Here is an 18,111-nt window from a genome sequence, read left to right as displayed (position 1 = left end):
TTTGTCGGGAAAATGAAAAAGAAAAACGGAGAGTGAGAAAATGTTAGAAGCTCCTACAAACGCATTGGAAGAACAGATCTACGAAGAAGTAAAAAAAGTGGAAGATCCGGAAATCGGAATCTCCATCGCGGAACTCGGACTCATCTATAGAATCAAAGTCGAAGACGGAAAGGCCAAGATCGACATGACGTACACCTCGATGGCTTGTCCCGCCGGACCTCAAATGAAACAACAAGTCAAGGATCACGCTCTTCGTGTGGAAGGAATCTCCGACGCGGACGTGGAAGTCGTCTGGGTTCCCAAATGGGATCCGCGCGAAATGGCCAGCGAAGAAGCCAAAATGGATCTCGGAATTTTCGACTGAAACTGCAAGTGTCCTAAAGTTTGAATGTTTGATTGAAGGAAAGGGGAAGAAACGTAGCACTTCCTTTTTTCATTTTCAAAAGAAGAAGATCGTAACCGATTCCAAATGAAAGATATCCAATCCTCCGAAATAGAAGCCCGATTTGCCAATTCTTTAGGGCAACCGATCGGAACTCCGCTTCCCGATTGGAAATCCGCGTCGCTTCCGAAAAAGGAAACGATGCAGGGAAGATTCTGCCGCTTGGAACCTCTCGATCCGGAACGCCACGCCGAATCGCTTTACTCGGCCAATTCCTTGGACGCCGGGGGGGCGATGTGGACGTATCTTCCTTACGGACCTTTTAAAACGTTCGGCGAATACCAAGAATGGATGAAGAATACGTGTCTGACAGAAGACCCGTTGTTTTTCACGATCTTCGACTTGTCTTCCGATCGGGCGGTCGGCCTTGCGAGTTACGCCGAGATTTCTCCGAAAGCCGGTTCGATCGAAGTCGGCCATCTGGCATATTCTCCGTTAATGCGACAATCCCCGGTTTCATCGGAAGCGATGTATCTTATGATGAAGAACGCGTTCGAACTCGGATATAGAAGATATCAATGGAGATGCAACGCTCTCAACTTTCCTTCCGCGACCGCGGCACAAAGAATCGGATTGTCCTTTGAAGGAATTTTTAGACAGGCCAATGTTCTAAAGGGTCATAGCCGTGATACCGCTTGGTTTTCGGCCATCGACGAAGAATGGCCCGCGATTCAAGAAGCGTTTTTGAAATGGTTAAACCCCGATAATTTCGACGGGAACGGGCTTCAAAAAGTCCGGTTGAGCGATTTGACGGGGCATATTCTCAAACGGAAATACGATTTTTAGCCCGGAAGGAGTTTCGATTTAACAACTTGCCTATATGCCATATTTAGAATATAAAAAAACGATCATAATCTTTCTCTTGACTTCCTTTCTTTTTATTTCGTCGACGATTTTATGCAAACGGATCCAAGACAAAGAAGAAAACCCGAACGCCGATCTTTTCACCGGATACGCATTGTTGACCGTATTGGGATGCACTCAATATCAGAACGCACCCCGCGTGGATACGGTCGACGGTTTGACGAGAATTTTCGCACTTCCGAGTTTCACTTTTCCCTGCGTGGCGCGTTACAACGATCCGCATCTGATTTTTGTTCCCGCTTCTTCTCCTAAAAATATTCTCGCGGTTTTTTTGCCGGGATCGGGCGGAACTCCGATCGGCGTTTCCAAGATCATCGAGGAAGGCGCGGCCCGAGGTTATCACAGCATCGGTTTGATGTATCCGAACGGAGAACCCATCAATGTTCTTTGCAACGGCACGGGAAGTTCCCCCGTTTGTTTCGGAAACGCAAGAGAAGAAATCATCACCGGAGTCGACAAATCGAACGTTGTTTCCGTGGATACGAACAACTCGATCGACGGACGTCTTTTGAAACTTCTTCAGTATCTCGTGTTAAAACGACCGAACGACGGTTGGGGACAATTCTTAAACGGGGATTCCGTAATCTGGAGCAAGGTTTATTTCGGAGGACATTCTCAAGGAAGCGGACACGCGGCGTATCAGGGAAAGATCAAAACTCTCGGAAGGGTATCGATATACAGCGGTGTTTCGGATTATCATATCGCAAGCGCGACGCCTGCGACTTGGTTGACGTCTTCCGGTTTGACGGCTTCGAACTTATTCTTCGGATTGATTCACGTAGGAGACGGAGTGGCGAACATTTCCGGAAATCCGAACCAAGTCACGGACGCTTGGCAAACCGCTTTCGGGATGAACGGCGCTTTGACGGACGCGGATTCGGGAACGGCTCCCTACGGCGGAACACAAAGGTTGACTACCAATCGTTGTGCCGGTCAGGACGACAATTCCAAACACAACTGCGCGATGTCGGCGAGTCAACAAGCCGTTTGGGATTATGTTAGTTTTCCTTAATATTCTTAAATTCTAATCTTTTTCGAAAAACAGTTTTAGCGATAATAAGGTCGTGACGCCCCAGGCTCCGAGAAACGCGTAGAACTTCCAACTGAAAACGTAATCCGCTTCCCGAAGAAAACTCACGAAAAACGCCTCGGGGAAAAAGATTCCCGCCAAAGCGCCCAAACCGAGTAGAAACTGAACGCTGAGCAGAAGCGAACCGAGCCAGTGAGAACGCCAGAAAGAACCGAAAAAGAAAACGCCTGCCGCTAAGAATATAAAATAGAAGTTAGACGAAACACGAAGACCTTCGGTTTCTTCTCCGCCGAGATTGATCGTGTATTCGATCCAAGTGGAAAGACTGAACAAAAGTTGAAACGTCACCGCTACGAAAAGGATCTTTTCCGAAGTCGATTTTTCCTTCCAGAACTCGGTGAATCTTCCGCTAAAGGAAAGATAAAACGCAAGCCATTCCTTTAAAATCAAAGGAATCGAACGAAAACTCCATTGAACGTCTCTCCAAAGATTACGGAGCATCTGCGACCTGAAAGGTGACTTCCACTTCCACGGGAGCGTTCAAAGGAAGAGAAGGAGTTCCCACGGCAAAGCGCACATGACGTCCTTCTTCTCCGAAAACCGAAAGAAGAAAATTGCTTCCGTGGTTGGCGACAAGATGATGTTCGCTGAAGTTCGGACTACAAGCCACGAAAACTCCGATCTTAACGATTCTTACGATCTTGTCGGGACCGCCGCAAACCGCCGAAGCCGCCGCGATCGCATTCAAGCTGGCTTGGATCGTCGCTTCTTTGACGTCGTCCACGGAAAGGCCTTCGCCCAATTTTCCGGTGAGCATCAGTTGCCCGTCTTTGAGAGGAAGTTGACCGGATGTGAATACTAAGTTTCCGGAACGATTCGCGGGAATATAAGCCGCGATCGCTTGAGGAGCGGGAGGAAGTTTGTAACCTAAGGATTCGATTTTGTTTTGGACGCTCATGTTCTTTCTTATAAGAATAGTGGAAGATCCTTCCAAAAAGATTGTATTCCTCGATTTTTCAAGCAGTTTCGAAAAAAGGAATTTTCTTTCTTTTCCCTTTTTCCTTTTTTAGATCCAGAGAATGTATCCAAAACTCGAGCTCATTCCTCATCCGCAGTATCCCGAACAATATCTGATCTGCAAAAGAACCGGCGTATGTTTTTACAAACCCGCCAAAACTCGGGAATACAAGGATTCTTATTTCTTAGAAGAATATAAAAACCAATATCAAAAAACCTACTACGAAGATGAAATCTCTCTGAGAGCCTTGGCGCAAAAGCGACTCGGGATTTTGCGCAGGTTTCACGATCCCCAAGGCGCGTCCTTGTTCGAGTTGGGTTCGGCCGCCGGATTTTTTTTGGACGAGGCTCGGAAATCGGGTTATCAAGTGACCGGTTTGGAGATTTCTCCGGCCGAGGTGGAATATTCTCGGAAGACCTTGGGACTCGACGTTCATTGTGTTTCCTTTTTGGAGGAGAATCTCCTGAAAGGCCGATCCTTCGACGTTGTCGCGGCCTTCTTCGTGGTCGAACATTTTCCGGACGCGGACTTCGTATTCGAAAAGTTAACCGATCTTGTCAAACCCGGAGGATTTTTATTCTTAGGTTTGCCTTCTTTGTACGGTCCCACCTTTCAAACAAATTCGGAAGAATGGTTCCGTACGCACCCGTCGGACCATTTTTGGGATTACAGCCCAGACTCCCTGAAAAAAATGTTGAAAGGATACGGTTTTAAGACTGAGTATAAGAAACCGATGTCCTACCACCCGTCCCGAGATCGGGGTTGGAGAGGTAAAACCCTGAGTCACCGCCTTTTTGCACGTCTCTCAGACCTCACCTGTTACGGTGATACATTCCACTTAATCGCTCAGAAGCGGCACACATGAAATTCGAAGAACTATCCATACATCCAAAGTTACTTTCAGCCATTCAAGAAATCGGATACACCGAACTCACACCGATCCAAGAAAAATCGATCCCGCACGGATTGGAAAGCAAAGACATCACAGGTCTTGCACAAACCGGTACGGGGAAGACGGTCGCGTTTTTGATACCGGTCGTTCACACCATTCTTACCAAAGAGATCCAAGGAGTTTCCGCGTTGGTCCTCGCGCCCACGAGAGAACTTACGATGCAGATCTCCGAAGAAGCCAAAAAACTTCTGAAACATTCCAACGGAGTGCGCGCGGTTCCGATCATCGGAGGAACGGATTACAAATCCCAGAACAAGGATCTCGAAGGTTTAAACGGAATTATCGTAGCGACTCCGGGAAGATTGATCGACATGATCAAGTCCGGTTCCATCGACATATCGAATGTGGAGTTCTTCGTCCTCGACGAAGCGGATCGTATGCTCGACATGGGATTCATCCAGGACATTCGTTGGCTTCTTCATAAATGTAAGAATCGCAAGCAAACCTTATTGTTCTCCGCTACTTTGTCGGTGGAAGTGATGAGACTCGCTTATCGTTTCTTAAACGAACCCGTCGAGATTCAGATCAATCCCGAAAAGATCATCACTGAAAGAATCGACCAAAAGATCGTTCACCTCGGACGCGAGGAAAAAATTCCTTACATGACCAACCTCATCGTAAATTCGAAAGAGGAAGGCCAAGGAATCATATTCACGAATTATAAAGCGAATATTCCGAAGATCGTTCATACGCTTCGTAAATACGGAATTCCCGTCACCGGAATTTCCTCCGAGTTGGATCAGAAAAAAAGACTCAGACTTCTCCGCGATTTTAAATCCGGTAAATACCGTTATATGGTCGCGACCGACGTGGCTTCCCGAGGGATCGACGTCGAAAACATAGACATCGTTTACAACTACGATCTTCCTCAAGACACGGAGAACTACGTTCATAGAATCGGTCGTACAGCAAGAGCGGGAAGAAAAGGAAAAGCCATCGGTTTTTGTTCCGAGTCGGATTACGTGGAGTTGGAAAAGATCGAAAAATATCTGAAACAAAAGATCGATGTTTTGGAAGTTCAGGAAGAATACATTCAATTTCCTGCAGGTGATTTTCAGGCCTTTGTGGGCGGAGATTCCTACGATCGTGAAAAGGAAACCCATTTCAAACAGAATGGAAGACGTCCTCACGACAGAGGAGATCGCGCTCCTCACAAACACGATCGGGATCGTAGAGGGGACAAACGTCACGCAAGTCATACGCAGTCGCATTCTCCCGCGAGAGACGGTCATAAGAAAAAACCCGCGGCCGCGATTCAAGAAGCCGAATTCTTTTTACAAAAGGCGGATTCCGTTCTTTCCTCCGAACCGAAAGGAAACAAACAAGGAAATAAGAATCAACATCGCTTTCAAGGCAACAAGGACAAACAACGTCAGCCTCAAGGCGGTCAACAGGGCGCCGGTAATAAAAATCAGCAGAACCACGATCGCAACGGAAACAGACAACAACACGCGAACAAGAATTACGATAAGAGCAAACGGAATTTGTTCGATATCAACGATACTCAAAGAGAAGATTCTAAAAAGAAAAAAGGTTCGATTTGGCAAAAAATCAAATCTATCTTTGGGGGCTGATCCTATTCTCCCTAAATACGTGGGAACTCGGCGCAAAGGTCGCGATTCCCACTCAGTCTTCCGAACGTTATGTGCGCTTTGAGGACGTTCAAAAGGAATTTCCTTCCTTAAAATCCTCGTTCAATCCGGCGACCTTCGTCGGCGCGATCCAACATCCTTCCGGTGAAATCCGCTTCCGAGTCGGTTCCTCATTTTATACCTTCAATCAGAGCATCGAAAAAATTTCGGTTCCCGTTCTTTATAAGGAAAAGGATTTTCTGATTCCTCCCGAAATCGTGGAAGCGCTTTTCGTACAACTCATGTCCGAGGACGTTCGATACGAATATAAGGAAAACGTGTTGGAGTTGGAAGTTCTTCCCGGCGCGGAAAAACTCGGAATCAAAACCGTTCTCATCGACGCGGGCCACGGCGGAAAGGATCCGGGAACGGCATCGAACGACGGAACGAACGAGAAGGTTGTGGCTCTTCAAGTCGCTAAGATTCTTAAAAAATTCTTCGAGAAGGTTTATCCTTCGATCCAAGTCGTATTAACAAGACCGGACGACAACTTCGTCGAACTCGAACGGAGATCCGAGATCGCCAATCGCGAGCTCAAAAAAAACGGAAGTTCCTTGTTCATCAGTCTTCACTGCAATTCTTCCATCAACGAGGACGTAAACGGCTTCGAGATCTATTATCTTTCCCAAACGGCTTCCACCGAATCGGCTCGGGAGACTGCTCTTCTGGAAAACCGGATTCTCAAGCCCAAGGGAACCACGGCGGTCAAAAAGATTCAGGCGGGAATGATGTCCTCGCTCATTCAAAGAAGAAGCAGAATCTTGGCCAGGTCGGTCGAATCGGAGATGAAAAAAAAGCTCCAACCTCAAATCCTGTCCAGGGGAGTGAAAAAGGCGGATTTTTCGGTCCTCAGAGGAAGTCTCATGCCCGCGATTCTCGTGGAGATGGGTTATCTTTCTCATGAAAAAGAATCCAAACTTTTGCAGAGCAAGAGTTTACAAGTTAAGATAGCGAAAAGCATCGTAGAAGGAATCCGGGGTTATGAATTGGCAAAAAATTAAGGAATCTGCAATCGCGATCAGAGACGCGGCATGGGAAGCGATCAAGGCCGCAGGCGAAAAAATCAACCAAGGTTATCTTTGGCTCTTCCGCACCGCGACCGAAGACGGGGTTTCCCGCAAGACGTTGTTCCTAACCTATGCCTGGATCGGAGTCGTTTTATTTTTTACTTCCTTCATTCTCGCGGGCAACAGTCCTTTTGTTACTCTTGTTCCATTCTCCCTTTACGAAGTCGGTAACAGAGATCCGAGAACGGAAATTACGATCTACGGATCGGACGGAGAACGTCAGGTGTTTCCGGTTCGCAGAAAGGTTCTTCTCGAAGACGAAGAATACCGTCACAAGACGATGACCTTGATCGGGGAGATCAGCGAGTCCTCCTATTTCGATAAGGCTTTCGAAAGCGGCAAGGGAGAACATTACAAAAATCTAAAGCGTCTTCCCGAAATCCAATACGCCGTCAAAGCGATCTGGAAAAACGGGGGAGTTCTCATCCTGGATTTTAGAAAGTCCACTCTTCAGGAAATTCTTTCCGGAATGAAGTTTAGAATCGATTATACTTACGTTCAACAGAATATGAAAGAGGAAGACAAACAAAAGGAAATCGCGCGCAAAAAAATGGCGCTTTTGGATTCTACCTTTCTCGCCTTGGAAAAGACCGTTTTCGAGAATTTTTCGGACATTCAAAGCCTGGAATATAGGCTGGACGGTTTATCCGAAAGTATTCCCGGAATGGAATATTCTCTCGATTCGGCCCATAAAAGGAACTGATCCTCTCTTTCCGTCCTCTTTTTAGCCGATACTAGAAACAAGATGAAATCCATTTTTTCGGATCGCTTGTTTTCGATCGGCAATAAGAAGTCTTTTTCCGCCTATCTTCTCGTTCTGTCGATTTTCGGTGGAAGTCTTTGGGCTTCCGCCGATCTGCAGATTTCTCCCGATATACAAAATATCACCGATTTCAGAACGGATCGAATCGCCTTTCATTTCATTCAGCTCGTCGATAAGGACGGTAAAACCCTTCCCGATACGAATCCGAGCCGCGATTCTTCCGAAGCGACTTTGATGATCATCTATAAAGGACAACTAACGTTGCTCAAGGACGGTTTCGACGATCCGAACAAGGTAAGGGAGAAGGAAAAGGATTATCTCGTAAAGATTTCCAATTACGCGAGACTGAGAGAATTGGAAGCGGAATACTTTCGACTTCCCGAATCGGAAAGATCCGTTTCGCCGAGCAAGTCTTCCGATACTTCGAACAATTCCTCCGCACCATCGTCTTCCTCTTCCGCAAATCCGCAGAATTCCGCAGGATCGTCTAACGCGAGTGATGCGAGTCAGGCTTCCGCTGAGCCCTTAAAAAGAACGAAAGAATTGGATCTTCTTTTGAAATACGACGAGGAACTTTTAAAGACGTATTCTTCCGAACGAGCGGTCAGCGGAGAATTGGAAAGATCCGAACGTTTTTACGGAAAGGATTCTCCGAAAACGAGTTCGATCCGTTTCAGAGCCGAAGAACTCAGAAAGAAAGTGAACGAAAGAAGAAACGTTCTGATCGGCTTTTTGAAAAATCCGGGAGCTTCCACAAATCCTTATCCGGGCGATCGAAAAGACCAAGCCTTTTATACGAACACGATCAACGGCATTCCCGATTTTTATCTTCATTCCACGACTCCCCGCGAACTCGACGGACAGATGAAAGGAGAAGAGGAAGTCGGAAAAAAATACGGAGAATTGTATAAGTCCGCGAGGGACAAACTGATCGATTCTCAAATTAGAAAATTATACTATTATCTTTGGAATCGCGAGATGACCAACACTCGTGTCAAAGCGGACAAAGTGAAGAAGGGAAAAAAAGCCGTAGTCGTTACCGGCGACTCCACGGTCTTTACGATGATCGATAAGGAAGGGGACGGAGTTACCGAATCTTTTTTTGTGGATAGTCCGGGGATTCGTTTCGCTTGGGGAAAAGATCTTCCGAATATCATTTCCATTTCGAATTGTACGGACGAAACGATTCTCGCTAAGATTAAAAATCTCACCGAGGACGTTCTTTCGGGGAGAATTCCCGAAAAGATCGATAAGATCGATCTTACCGTTCCGGAAGAACAGTTGGTGATCGAGTTGGGTCCGAAAATTCCTCAGTGAGTTTCTTTCCTAAAATCGGACCTTGAACAAAAACAAAACGCGGCCCCGATTCAAAGAAGCCGCGAATCCGTTTCGATACGTTTTGATTAAGCGTTCGGTCCGTCCGAAGGCGGAGGAGTGGAAGCGACATCCTTTTCCCGGAAGATGAATTTTTTCAAAACTCCGAAACCTCCGATGACGGCTAACGCGATCACTTTCCAAAACTTTAATAAAAGCGCGAAAAACCCGGCCTTAGCCAAAACCTTTCCCGCGATCAAACCTCCGATTCCGTAAGCGGCGACCGTGTCCAAGCCGGGATTAAAATCCTCGTAACGATTTCCTTCGTTGAATTCGGTCGAATTTACGATCGCGTCGAGTTCCTCGTTCACCAACGGAAGTTTATCCGCGTCCGATATGACGTTCAGAACGATCACTCCTTTTCTTCCTAATATTCGAATATTATAATTTAATGTGTCTACCTCGGAACCTTCGAACTTCAGGGTTTTGGCCCAATGTAGTTTTTTGGATTTTTCGTCGTAGAAAGGAGGGGAGGCCCAACCCACGAGTTCCACGGAAGGATAACCTTCCTTCTTTCTGGATTCGTTGGATTCTTTCATGTCGCTTTTCATTTCGTCGAGAAGGTCGCCGTAGTCCAAATCCTTCGCGTCGTCGTCCTTGATGTAACCTTCTTCCGAATAGTCGATGCTGATCGCGTACGTAAAATTATCGCTGATCGGACTTTGATTTTTTAGAAAAAGCATGCCGAGCGGTTCCGCGCTGGGCGGGTTTCCCCAGACGTTTTCCAAAACGAGTTTGCTTTGTTTGCCGTTTATATATTTGAAGTTGGAAGGAACGTTTAACGTAGCGAGTTTGTCTCCCAAGATCACTTTTCCCGTTTGATACTTAAGACCTTTTACGATGTTCGTAACATCGTCGTTCGGTTGAGCGGTTAAAGTAAGCGAGAATAAAAACAAAACCGCCGCGGATACATTGAACTTCATACGAATCTCCCTGATACGATTGATTTAAAAAACGTTCGACTAATCGATTTTTTTCAGTTTCTCCAAGGTTCCTTGAAGGAATTTGTATTTTTCTATGTTGGCCGCAAAGATTTTTTCAAGATCGAGCATTCGAGCGTATAAATCCGGGTGTTGTTTTGGCAGATCGTAATTGGATTGATCCGCGATCTTATTGTGAACCGTGTCGATGTTTCGGATCGCTTGCGGGGCGAATTGAAGAAAGGAATACATCGGAACGATCTGTTTGTATTGATTCCAAGAATCGCCTTTGTCGTCCAAAGGTTCGGCGATGATCTGATTGAGAGTTTTCAAAATCAACGCCATCTTTTCTTCGTAGGAAAGTTTAAACTCGGATACGTTGTAAAGATAACCGGCCAGGGACATGTCGTAACCGAGAGCCGCGTATGAAAAATAACCGAGGTTGTCCTTTTCAAAAGAATCGGAAAGAAGGACTTCGAACGGAGTCAGTTTGTATTTCGGATTCTTCTTCAGATATTTAAGAATGAATTGAGACTCGCGATTGTAAGCGTCCAACTCGTAGAGATATTTTTCGAGAGTGCTCGTCATACTCAGATTGATGAATCGTTCGGGATCGTCGAAATAACTTTTTGAATGCTGACATTCATGAACGAACGCAGACAACACGATGGAAGGATGAGTTTGATAAAGATCGAGCAGATAAGGACTAAGATAAATGCTTGGATCGGGATCTTCCTTGGATCGGATCGAAAAAACCGCGGAACCGAAAATATCCCGTTCCAAATCCTCCCGGATGCCGACCCGCAACGCGCCGCTTTGAAGTTTGAGAATCGTTTCCTGCACCAAAACGTAAACGTCGTCCTTTTTATCCTTCGGATTTTTCAGAACGATGGCGTCGAGATCGTCCAGAATTTTATGAACCGCTTTTACCAATCTTTCCTGATCGGGTGAAAGCGTTTGGGAAAAACCCGGTCGATTGAAAAGAAGAATCGTCAAAACCGAAAGAACTTTCAGGAAAACGTAAAGACGAGTTAAGTTGTTTTTGAATTTGGGGAGAATTTTCATACGACTTCCTAAAGGACGATCCGGTCCTAATTCTGATACACGATCGAACCTCAAAAAAAGACAGGAATACGCGGAACGGTCAAGAAATTCTTTGCAAACCGATCAGGGTTCTTCTATTTCAACATTCTCTAATGTATCAAAAAAACCGGTTTGTAAAAGGGGAGCGAAGTCCACCATATCTTCCGCGTTCAACTTGAGGCCGTTCTCCATCGAATACGCTTGTAAAAGGGAAGCGCACGCGAGATGACTTTCGCCGAGTTGCGCGTGCGCTCTCGCTTTGATGATGAGAATATCCGAATCCGACTCTCCGAAGTATTGGATGTATAAGTCTATGAACTTAAGAGCGTTCTTATGATCGGCGACCTTGAGATAACACTGCGCGATCATATCGTAGTGAAGAAAATTCTCGTCGCTGTCCATACGCATCGAAGTCTTGAGAGAAACCAACGCGGAGTTGTAATCGCCTCTTTGATAGTAAAGATGACCTAACTCGGCCCAGATGTCCTTGCGGAGAATTCCTCTTCCTCTCGAGAGTTTTTCCTGAGCCAAGGCCTGTTTTAAAACCGCGATCGCTTCGTTGGAACGATCCGTGTCCTTCAACAAAGAAGCCAAGGTAAGATAAAGTTCCAGTTGATCCGGATAAAGATCGATTCCTTTGGAAAGAATTTTCTTAGCCTGTTTGAAGTTGGAAACCTTGATGAGATAATTGGAATAATATAAATAACTTCCGGGTTCGTTCGGATATTGAGTGATGATTTCGTGAAACAGATTCAACGTTTCCCGCGTGTTCCCGATATGATATTGGCACCACGCTTGACGATTGCGGATCTTTAAAATCGTTTTGGGACTGCTGGTAAACGAAAGAGCTTCCTTGTAGAGGTTGAAAGCTTTGGTGAACTCTCTTTGATTCTCCCTCTGAATCGCAGATCTGATCAATGTAGGGAAACTCACAGTTTGGACAGGTTAAAAATTTTCAAAAAACAATCAAGTTTTCTATTTATCAACCGAGAATAGAATTGGGGGAAAAAGAAAGAAAACCCCAAATTCTCGGAAGAGGGAATTTATGAATATCAACGGAAACACAAACCAGAGTTTACTATTGGAAAGGGTGGCAAATCTGCCCAAAGAAATTTTTCAGGCGCAAAGCGATCTGAATCGAAAGATGTTGAATCTCGCCGTAGAGGCGGGGGTCCAGAATTCCAAGGAAGAAGGACAAAGAAGAATCCTGGACCTTTACGCTTAAGTCGTAAATCAGTTTTGATTGTAGACGGGGCGTTTGCGCTCCTTGAAGGATTGCAACGCTCCTCTAAAATCCGCAGAATCTAAGAAGCTCGAATTCCAAAGAGCGACGTAATTCAAACCCGCGTCCATCGGTTTTCCTTCCGAATAACGCATCACATCCTTAACTCCCGAAACGACGATCTTTGGATTTTCCGCGATTTCTTTTGCGGTGGCAAGAGCTACGCTCATCATCTCTTCTTCGGTTTGAAAAACCTTGGTCACAAGTCCGATTCTTTCCGCTTCGATTCCGTCTATGTCTTTTCCGGTTAAAGCCAATTCTCTCGTATGCCCCTGACCTATGATCGCAGGAAGTCTGTTGATCGAACCCATGTCCGCCACGATCGCGACCTTCGCTTCCCGAAGAGAAATCGAAGCGTCCACGGTCGCGTAACGAATATCACAAGCGGAGATCAGATCGAGTCCGCCGCCGATACAATGTTTTTGAACCGCGGCGATCGAAGGTTTGGGAGAATCATAGACCGCGTTGATTCCTTTTTGCATTCTAAGAATGAGATCGAAAAACTTTCTGCGATCTCCTCCGAGGGGGGCTTGGACCGTGCTTCCGAATTCCTTAAAAAAAGAATCCAAGTCCAAACCTGTGGAGAATGATTTTCCTCTCGCGGCCACGACAAACGCGTGAATGTCGGGGTTCGCGTTGATTTCCTCGACCGCGTCGGGGAGATCCCGCCAGAAAGGCCAGTTCATGGCGTTTCTTTTTTCGGGGCGGTTGAGATAAAGAATGGCGGTTTTGTCTTCGGGTCTTACGACGATTTCAAAAAATTCAAAATGGGTTTTCATCCCGGTCAGTCTGGGAGGGAAAAAAATTCTTACAAGTCATTCCTGGACTCAAAAATGCTGGACAGTTTTTAAATTATGAGAATGATTCTCATTATCTAGAAGAGGTTTTGGGATGATTATCAGCTGGGAAAAAATTCGTCATCAGCATCCGAAAGAGGAATGGAAGAGGCTTTTGAAAGAAGTGGATTGTTCTGGAAAGGAAGGTCGCAGGAGTTCCCGCATTTTTTTAGATGGGAACGGCGGCAGGAAAATGCAGTTTAACGCAGGCGCCTTCTTGATTGAGAAGTTCGACTTTCCCGCCGATCTGTTTTGCAAGGGATTCCACAAGGGATAATCCGAGAGAACCCGGGTTTCTGCTTCGGATCGATTCTTCGGGAAGACCGGCTCCGCTGTCGGAAACTTCCAGAGTCAACATTTCGTTTTCTCTTGTGAACTGAATCCGGATCGATCCCGCCGGAGAATTTGCAAGACCGTGTTTTAAGGAATTCGTAATGAGTTCGTTGATGATCAAAGCGAGATTCATTCCGATCTCCGCTTTTACCTTCGCTTCTTGAATGTTCATTTCCAAACGAACCTTTTCCCGGTTCACTTGATAAATTTCAAAAAGAGCGTCCGTGAGTTTTTTTACATATAACTCGAAACTGATCGAAGACAGATCCTTGCTTTCGTAAAGAATCTCATGTAACAAAGCGACCGCGCGCAGACGATTTTGACTTTCTCGAAGGACGTCGTTCGATTCTCCGTTGGTTTGTCCCGATCTCAGGCTGAAGATCGAGGAGATGATCGTAAGATTGTTTTTGATTCTATGATGAATTTCTTTTAGATACGTATCTTTTTCACCGGCGGTCGTATGTTGTTCTTTGGTTCTGAGAATGTTGAACGTTCCGGTCAGTTTTTCTTCCGTTCCAAGGATCGGAGAACTCTGTAATTGAACTTCTTGACTACTTCCATTTTTTGCGACTAAGAACAGATTTCCGTTTTCTCGGGGGAGTCTGGATTTGAGAACTTCTTCGACCAAGTTTCCGACCGAATCTCCGGTTCCATTCTTAAAAAAGAGAATTTCTTGAATCGGTTTTCCGAGATGGTCCTCGTATTTACAACCGATGAGCTTTTCCGCCGCGGGATTCATAAAAAGAAGAAATCCGTTTTCATCCGTCGTGACGATTCCGGCTCCAAGCTGGTCTAACGCGCCTTTGAGTTTTTCTTCGGTTTGTTTGGATCTTTGTTCGATTTCGTTTTTATAAAGCGCTACTTCTATGGAGGAGCGAAGCTGATCCGACTCGAAAGGTTTTACGATGTAGCCTAACGGCTGTGTTTTTTTGGCTCTGTCTAAGGTGTTTTCGTCGGCGTAAGCGGTGAGATAAATAACGGGGGTGTGAAAGCGGTTCCGAAGAACCTCGGCGGTTTCGATTCCATCCAGATTTCCTTCTATGTTGATGTCCATGAGGACAAGGTCCGGATGATTCTCTTCCGCTTTTTGAATCGCTTCTTCTCCCGAAGATGTGATTCCAACAAGCTCATAACCCAGCTTTTTGAGCTTTTGGCCTAGGTTGACTGCAACGATGATCTCGTCCTCAACGACCAAAATTTTGGGTTTCTGAAGCATATTCATTAGTTACTAAAAATAACCCCGAATTCAACAAGATATTTGTCAAAACACGGAAAAAGTTGTGGTAAAATTATGTTTTCCCATTTTGGGAATTCCACGCACTCTTCCCAGTTTTCTCCGACGCTCTAGGCGGAAAAGAAAAAAACGAGAAGAAATCGGCGCTCTCTTTTACAACTTTACAATTAGACTCAGGATTCGAGAGGTTTCTTTCTTCGGAGAAATCCTTTTTTATAATCCCTAAGGGATCAGAAACGGACGGATAATTCTTCCTTTTCCGAATATTCTCAATTTCTCAGGACAAAATTCTCGCTTCCCGTGGATTTTCGGATAAAGAGTCGTTTCTCCGCTTTCACTCCGAGTAGGATCTGATAGATATCCGTTAAGAGAGGCTTGGAAGAATAGTATCCGTGACCGAGGGAAATCAGGGAAGAATCAATCGGGTTCACGTTGATCACGTCGAATCCGGGGATGATCATACAAGTTCCGAGTCTTCCGCCTTGATTTACCGACGCCGATGCTTGGAGCGCGCTGTCTCCGGGGGAACAATAAAGTGTGGTTCGTTTGGCGGCCTTGGTGAGCGAGTCGGAGATCAGTCGGAATTCTCCCGAATCAAAATCGGGCGCGTTGAGTATGAGTTCTTGTATGAGAGGTTTGTCCGATTCCTTTCCGATTTCGGCTAACGCGGGTAATACCACTTGATGACCCATCGAATGGACGATGAGATGAATTTTTTTGCCGGCCGTTTGGAGGGACTTTAGAAAATTCTTAAATTCTCCCCGAGATGCTCTTGCGGACGCGAGATTCTTTTCGTAGGTTCCCTTCAGTAATACTTGGTTGATGAGTCCGGCTTCGCTTCCGGAAGGCCAAGTAAAGATAACGATCTTGCCCGGAAATTTGAGATCGTATCGGATTTGTCCTCCGCGAAGTATCGCTTCCTCGAACTTTACGTTGAATCCGTGGACGAATACGAGCACTTCCTCGAACGGATCTTTTTTCAGGTCCTCGATGAAGTTGTCCTGCGTTTCAAACGGTTTGTGTCCGAGGAACTGAAAATAATTCTCCCTGCTTCCGAGTCCCGCGGGAAGAGCTCCGACCTCGTGGTTGGCCGGAACGTTTACGATACAATATCCGGTTTTGAGTTCTTTCGGACCCGTCGTTAAAAAGTAAGAATCGTTACATCCGTTGGTCGCGCTTGTGTTTTGGGTTCGGAGCGTTGCGTAGTATAAGTTCAGGGTTTCGGTTTGGTCGTAGTTTTTGATCAATCTTTGATCGAGTAGTTCTTCGATGGTCGGTGTTTTGCATTGAAAAAGGATCTGTGAGAGGACAAGTGCGAATAGGATACGATACACGTTTTTGATTGGGGCGAGTTTCGCGATTTTCATTTTGGAAAATATTTTCAAAATGTTTTTCGTTGGAAATCAAATTCCTTTTGTTCTGGGGAGATTTTTGGGAAGAATGTGGTAGTTCCTACATTTTTCGCGAAGTCTGAGTTGGTTCGAGAAGAGATCCGCGCTCGAACTCAAAGATTCGTAACTAAAAACGCAGGAGTTCCCACATTTTTAGGAAATCAAACTGATTGAGCCGTGGTTGTAAGTTTTTTAGAAAGCGTGGTAGTTCCTACATTTTTCGCGAAGTCCGAGTCGGTTCGGGAAGAATGTGGTAGTTCCTACACCTCTTGTTACGACAAACGAATCCCGATCGAAAACTAGTGAGTCGGTCCGCCCTTACGGAATGTAAGACCTTTTAGATATTTGGAAGGATTGACCGGTTGACCGTTCTTAATTACTTCGAAGTGAAGGTGAGGACCGAAAGAATAACCGGTGGAACCGGATCTTGCGATTTTCTTTCCCGCTAAAACGTAATCGCCTCGTTGTACGAACAACTTGGAATTGTGCGCGTATAAAGTTTTGAAATCGTCCGTGTGTTCTATGACGACCACGTTTCCGTAACCGCCCATCCATCCTGCGTAGATGACTTTTCCGTTTCTCGCGGCGGCGATCGGTTCGTAGAACGCCTTCAGATCCAAACCTTCGTGGAACTTTCTTCTCGGGAAGGTTCTAAAACCGAAATTGGAAGTAACGATTCGGGAAGCGACCGGAATTACCCATTTCGGAGCGGGATCGGGAATCACCGCGCCCGGTAAGAATACTTTTTGTCCCGGTCTGAGAATATCGAGATCGTCGAGTTTGTTTTCGAGCATGATCTCGTCCAAGTTGACCTTGTAAAGACTCGCGACCTTGGCGACCGTGTCTCCCGTTTTCATCTTATAGAGAAGACCGGATTTATTAGGAATGCTTAATATTTGTCCCGGATAAAGAGTGTCGTCGATTTTGATGTTCGAGGAACCCGCGATGGATTCCATGGAAACCTTGAATCGGGTCGCAATTTCGGCTAACGTCTCATTTCTTTTTACGCGATACGTGGTGACTTTGAGTTGTTTCTTCTTTTCGGAAGGATTTTTGAGTTCCTTGGCCATCAGAATCGTAAGTTTGGCCTTTTCCGATTCTTCCAAAAACTTTTCGTCTCCGGATTTCGCCTTGAGATCCTCGGAATCGTTCTCCGTAATCTCGTGTCCGGAAGAATCCATCATGGCGTTGCTCGGGTTCATCCCGAAACCTAAGAATGCGATAAAGAGAGCGATCGAAGCGAAGATGGGAATCAGTCGAAATCTTTTTCTGCGGAAATCGAGATTTCCGTGGTAAAGATTCCCTCTAAAATAAAAAGAATAATGAAAGTGGAAAGCGCCCAGATAGATCAGGGTGAAGTTGTCCGTTCTTAGGAGTTCCTTCCCCGCGTTCAGTTGTCTGGGCTTTTTGAAGATCATACAGGAAGATTATCGGCCCGATCCCGGCCTTTCCTATAGTAAAGAAAAAAGGACTTATTCGTCCTTTCCGTTGTCCAGAGTACGGGTTCCACCGAAAGACTCTTCCACGATTTTCTTAACGTCTTTCTTTTGTCCGCCGGTGATCGTAATGTTTCCTTTTGCTACCACACCTTTCGCTAAATGCAGGGCAGGGGCGATGATGTCTCCTAAAAGTCTCCCGGTTTCTTCCAGACGAACTTCGTTCTCGGCTTTGATATTCCCGATCATGGTTCCGGAAACGGTCACTTCACGAGCCGAAATATTGGTTCTTACCTTACCGGTTTCACCGATATAAAGTGTGTCGTCCGTTTTGATTTCTCCTTCGAATTTTCCGTCGATGCGGAGAGAACCTGCGATATAAAATTTCCCTTCAAAAATGGACCCGGGACCGATTACGCTGTTATTATTTTCCTTGCCGATGGCCATCTAAAACT

Annotated in this window: 19 protein-coding genes and 1 pseudogene; 10 read left to right on the top strand and 10 right to left on the bottom strand. The window is 45.7% G+C overall.

The window, feature by feature from the left end; translation table 11 throughout:
• The first annotated feature begins 40 nt into the window (after positions 1 to 40).
• From LEP1GSC052_RS13005 to LEP1GSC052_RS12995, 3 genes are all read left to right on the top strand, one after another.
• On the top strand, positions 41 to 364 hold the full coding sequence (locus tag LEP1GSC052_RS13005; RefSeq protein WP_010573801.1) for a metal-sulfur cluster assembly factor: 324 nt from the start codon (positions 41 to 43) through the stop codon (positions 362 to 364).
• A gap of 105 nt (positions 365 to 469) precedes the next feature.
• On the top strand, positions 470 to 1,228 hold the full coding sequence (locus LEP1GSC052_RS13000) for a GNAT family N-acetyltransferase (protein ID WP_010573802.1): 759 nt from the start codon (positions 470 to 472) through the stop codon (positions 1,226 to 1,228).
• Between the two features lie 76 nt (positions 1,229 to 1,304).
• A complete protein-coding gene (locus LEP1GSC052_RS12995; protein WP_156892120.1) occupies positions 1,305 to 2,318 on the top strand; it encodes a BPSS1187 family protein in 1,014 nt (337 codons plus the stop codon).
• A gap of 12 nt (positions 2,319 to 2,330) precedes the next feature.
• On the opposite strand, the gene LEP1GSC052_RS12990 is transcribed toward LEP1GSC052_RS12995, so the two are convergent.
• Together LEP1GSC052_RS12990 and LEP1GSC052_RS12985 are read right to left on the bottom strand one after the other, a co-directional pair.
• Positions 2,331 to 2,837 (bottom strand): hypothetical protein, encoded by a 507-nt coding sequence (locus tag LEP1GSC052_RS12990; RefSeq protein ID WP_010573804.1) that lies wholly within the window; start codon positions 2,835 to 2,837, stop codon positions 2,331 to 2,333.
• Positions 2,827 to 3,294: a RidA family protein gene (locus LEP1GSC052_RS12985; protein ID WP_010573805.1), complete on the bottom strand. Its 468-nt coding sequence runs from the start codon at positions 3,292 to 3,294 to the stop codon at positions 2,827 to 2,829. The genes LEP1GSC052_RS12990 and LEP1GSC052_RS12985 overlap by 11 nt, the downstream gene beginning before the upstream one ends.
• Positions 3,295 to 3,415: 121 nt before the next feature.
• On the opposite strand from LEP1GSC052_RS12985, the gene LEP1GSC052_RS12980 reads away from it, so the two are divergent.
• The 5 genes from LEP1GSC052_RS12980 to LEP1GSC052_RS12960 all read left to right on the top strand — a co-directional run bounded on the left by LEP1GSC052_RS12980 (position 3,416) and on the right by LEP1GSC052_RS12960 (position 9,084).
• Positions 3,416 to 4,219, top strand: coding sequence for a class I SAM-dependent methyltransferase (locus LEP1GSC052_RS12980; RefSeq protein WP_020986265.1), 804 nt, complete (start codon positions 3,416 to 3,418; stop codon positions 4,217 to 4,219).
• Positions 4,216 to 5,880 (top strand): DEAD/DEAH box helicase, encoded by a 1,665-nt coding sequence (locus tag LEP1GSC052_RS12975; protein WP_010573806.1) that lies wholly within the window; start codon positions 4,216 to 4,218, stop codon positions 5,878 to 5,880. The genes LEP1GSC052_RS12980 and LEP1GSC052_RS12975 overlap by 4 nt, the downstream gene beginning before the upstream one ends.
• Positions 5,847 to 6,938 (top strand): N-acetylmuramoyl-L-alanine amidase family protein, encoded by a 1,092-nt coding sequence (locus tag LEP1GSC052_RS12970; RefSeq protein WP_020986286.1) that lies wholly within the window; start codon positions 5,847 to 5,849, stop codon positions 6,936 to 6,938. The genes LEP1GSC052_RS12975 and LEP1GSC052_RS12970 overlap by 34 nt, the downstream gene beginning before the upstream one ends.
• Positions 6,919 to 7,707: an LIC_10740 family protein gene (locus LEP1GSC052_RS12965; RefSeq protein WP_010573807.1), complete on the top strand. Its 789-nt coding sequence runs from the start codon at positions 6,919 to 6,921 to the stop codon at positions 7,705 to 7,707. The genes LEP1GSC052_RS12970 and LEP1GSC052_RS12965 overlap by 20 nt, the downstream gene beginning before the upstream one ends.
• A gap of 66 nt (positions 7,708 to 7,773) precedes the next feature.
• Entirely contained in the window at positions 7,774 to 9,084 is a 1,311-nt protein-coding gene (locus LEP1GSC052_RS12960; RefSeq protein WP_425268411.1) for a hypothetical protein, read from the top strand.
• Positions 9,085 to 9,170: 86 nt separating this feature from the next.
• Here the strand turns inward: LEP1GSC052_RS12960 and LEP1GSC052_RS12955 are convergent, their stop codons facing one another.
• The 3 genes from LEP1GSC052_RS12955 to LEP1GSC052_RS12945 form a co-directional block, all read right to left on the bottom strand.
• Positions 9,171 to 10,064, bottom strand: coding sequence for a DUF2167 domain-containing protein (locus LEP1GSC052_RS12955; protein WP_010573808.1), 894 nt, complete (start codon positions 10,062 to 10,064; stop codon positions 9,171 to 9,173).
• Between the two features lie 39 nt (positions 10,065 to 10,103).
• On the bottom strand, positions 10,104 to 11,126 hold the full coding sequence (locus tag LEP1GSC052_RS12950; RefSeq protein ID WP_010573809.1) for a hypothetical protein: 1,023 nt from the start codon (positions 11,124 to 11,126) through the stop codon (positions 10,104 to 10,106).
• Between the two features lie 102 nt (positions 11,127 to 11,228).
• A complete protein-coding gene (locus LEP1GSC052_RS12945) occupies positions 11,229 to 12,077 on the bottom strand; it encodes a tetratricopeptide repeat protein (RefSeq protein WP_040913013.1) in 849 nt (282 codons plus the stop codon).
• Between the two features lie 112 nt (positions 12,078 to 12,189).
• Between LEP1GSC052_RS12945 and LEP1GSC052_RS12940 the strand changes: the two genes are divergently transcribed.
• Positions 12,190 to 12,369 carry a hypothetical protein gene (locus LEP1GSC052_RS12940; protein WP_010573811.1) on the top strand — a complete coding sequence of 60 codons (180 nt, stop codon included), beginning with the start codon at positions 12,190 to 12,192 and terminating at the stop codon, positions 12,367 to 12,369.
• 8 nt (positions 12,370 to 12,377) lie between these two features.
• Here the strand turns inward: LEP1GSC052_RS12940 and LEP1GSC052_RS12935 are convergent, their stop codons facing one another.
• The gene (locus tag LEP1GSC052_RS12935) at positions 12,378 to 13,205 is read right to left on the bottom strand and encodes a crotonase/enoyl-CoA hydratase family protein (protein WP_010573812.1); all 828 of its coding nucleotides are present in this window, start codon (positions 13,203 to 13,205) and stop codon (positions 12,378 to 12,380) included.
• A gap of 112 nt (positions 13,206 to 13,317) precedes the next feature.
• Here LEP1GSC052_RS12935 and LEP1GSC052_RS21810 point away from each other — a divergent pair.
• Positions 13,318 to 13,437: pseudogene (locus LEP1GSC052_RS21810) on the top strand (LIC12628 family protein); the annotation flags it as partial.
• Here the strand turns inward: LEP1GSC052_RS21810 and LEP1GSC052_RS12930 are convergent.
• The 4 genes from LEP1GSC052_RS12930 to LEP1GSC052_RS12910 form a co-directional block, all read right to left on the bottom strand.
• Positions 13,432 to 14,817, bottom strand: a complete 1,386-nt coding sequence (locus tag LEP1GSC052_RS12930) for a histidine kinase dimerization/phosphoacceptor domain -containing protein (RefSeq protein WP_020986354.1) — start codon at positions 14,815 to 14,817, stop codon at positions 13,432 to 13,434. The pseudogene LEP1GSC052_RS21810 and the gene LEP1GSC052_RS12930 overlap by 6 nt on opposite strands.
• A 281-nt stretch (positions 14,818 to 15,098) precedes the next feature.
• Complete coding sequence (locus LEP1GSC052_RS12920) at positions 15,099 to 16,196, bottom strand: alpha/beta hydrolase (RefSeq protein WP_051185408.1); 1,098 nt, start codon at positions 16,194 to 16,196, stop codon at positions 15,099 to 15,101.
• 323 nt (positions 16,197 to 16,519) lie between these two features.
• Positions 16,520 to 17,638 (bottom strand): peptidoglycan DD-metalloendopeptidase family protein, encoded by a 1,119-nt coding sequence (locus tag LEP1GSC052_RS12915; RefSeq protein WP_010573814.1) that lies wholly within the window; start codon positions 17,636 to 17,638, stop codon positions 16,520 to 16,522.
• Positions 17,639 to 17,692: 54 nt separating this feature from the next.
• Entirely contained in the window at positions 17,693 to 18,103 is a 411-nt protein-coding gene (locus LEP1GSC052_RS12910; RefSeq protein WP_010573815.1) for a bactofilin family protein, read from the bottom strand.
• Positions 18,104 to 18,111: the final 8 nt, after the last annotated feature.

This window comes from Leptospira kmetyi serovar Malaysia str. Bejo-Iso9 (assembly GCF_000243735.2).
In the GTDB taxonomy this organism is placed as follows: domain Bacteria; phylum Spirochaetota; class Leptospiria; order Leptospirales; family Leptospiraceae; genus Leptospira; species Leptospira kmetyi.
Note: the sequence above shows the minus strand (reverse complement) of the source record. Positions and strands in the feature narration are given on the sequence as shown.

Coding starts and splice junctions, on each gene's coding strand:
- LEP1GSC052_RS13005 (WP_010573801.1), top strand. CDS start 41: ATGTTAGAAGCTCCTACAAACGCATTGGAAGAACAGATCTACGAAGAA.
- LEP1GSC052_RS13000 (WP_010573802.1), top strand. CDS start 470: ATGAAAGATATCCAATCCTCCGAAATAGAAGCCCGATTTGCCAATTCT.
- LEP1GSC052_RS12990 (WP_010573804.1), bottom strand. CDS start 2,837: ATGCTCCGTAATCTTTGGAGAGACGTTCAATGGAGTTTTCGTTCGATT.
- LEP1GSC052_RS12985 (WP_010573805.1), bottom strand. CDS start 3,294: ATGAGCGTCCAAAACAAAATCGAATCCTTAGGTTACAAACTTCCTCCC.
- LEP1GSC052_RS12980 (WP_020986265.1), top strand. CDS start 3,416: ATGTATCCAAAACTCGAGCTCATTCCTCATCCGCAGTATCCCGAACAA.
- LEP1GSC052_RS12975 (WP_010573806.1), top strand. CDS start 4,216: ATGAAATTCGAAGAACTATCCATACATCCAAAGTTACTTTCAGCCATT.
- LEP1GSC052_RS12965 (WP_010573807.1), top strand. CDS start 6,919: ATGAATTGGCAAAAAATTAAGGAATCTGCAATCGCGATCAGAGACGCG.
- LEP1GSC052_RS12955 (WP_010573808.1), bottom strand. CDS start 10,064: ATGAAGTTCAATGTATCCGCGGCGGTTTTGTTTTTATTCTCGCTTACT.
- LEP1GSC052_RS12950 (WP_010573809.1), bottom strand. CDS start 11,126: ATGAAAATTCTCCCCAAATTCAAAAACAACTTAACTCGTCTTTACGTT.
- LEP1GSC052_RS12940 (WP_010573811.1), top strand. CDS start 12,190: ATGAATATCAACGGAAACACAAACCAGAGTTTACTATTGGAAAGGGTG.
- LEP1GSC052_RS12935 (WP_010573812.1), bottom strand. CDS start 13,205: ATGAAAACCCATTTTGAATTTTTTGAAATCGTCGTAAGACCCGAAGAC.
- LEP1GSC052_RS12930 (WP_020986354.1), bottom strand. CDS start 14,817: ATGAATATGCTTCAGAAACCCAAAATTTTGGTCGTTGAGGACGAGATC.
- LEP1GSC052_RS12920 (WP_051185408.1), bottom strand. CDS start 16,196: ATGAAAATCGCGAAACTCGCCCCAATCAAAAACGTGTATCGTATCCTA.
- LEP1GSC052_RS12915 (WP_010573814.1), bottom strand. CDS start 17,638: ATGATCTTCAAAAAGCCCAGACAACTGAACGCGGGGAAGGAACTCCTA.
- LEP1GSC052_RS12910 (WP_010573815.1), bottom strand. CDS start 18,103: ATGGCCATCGGCAAGGAAAATAATAACAGCGTAATCGGTCCCGGGTCC.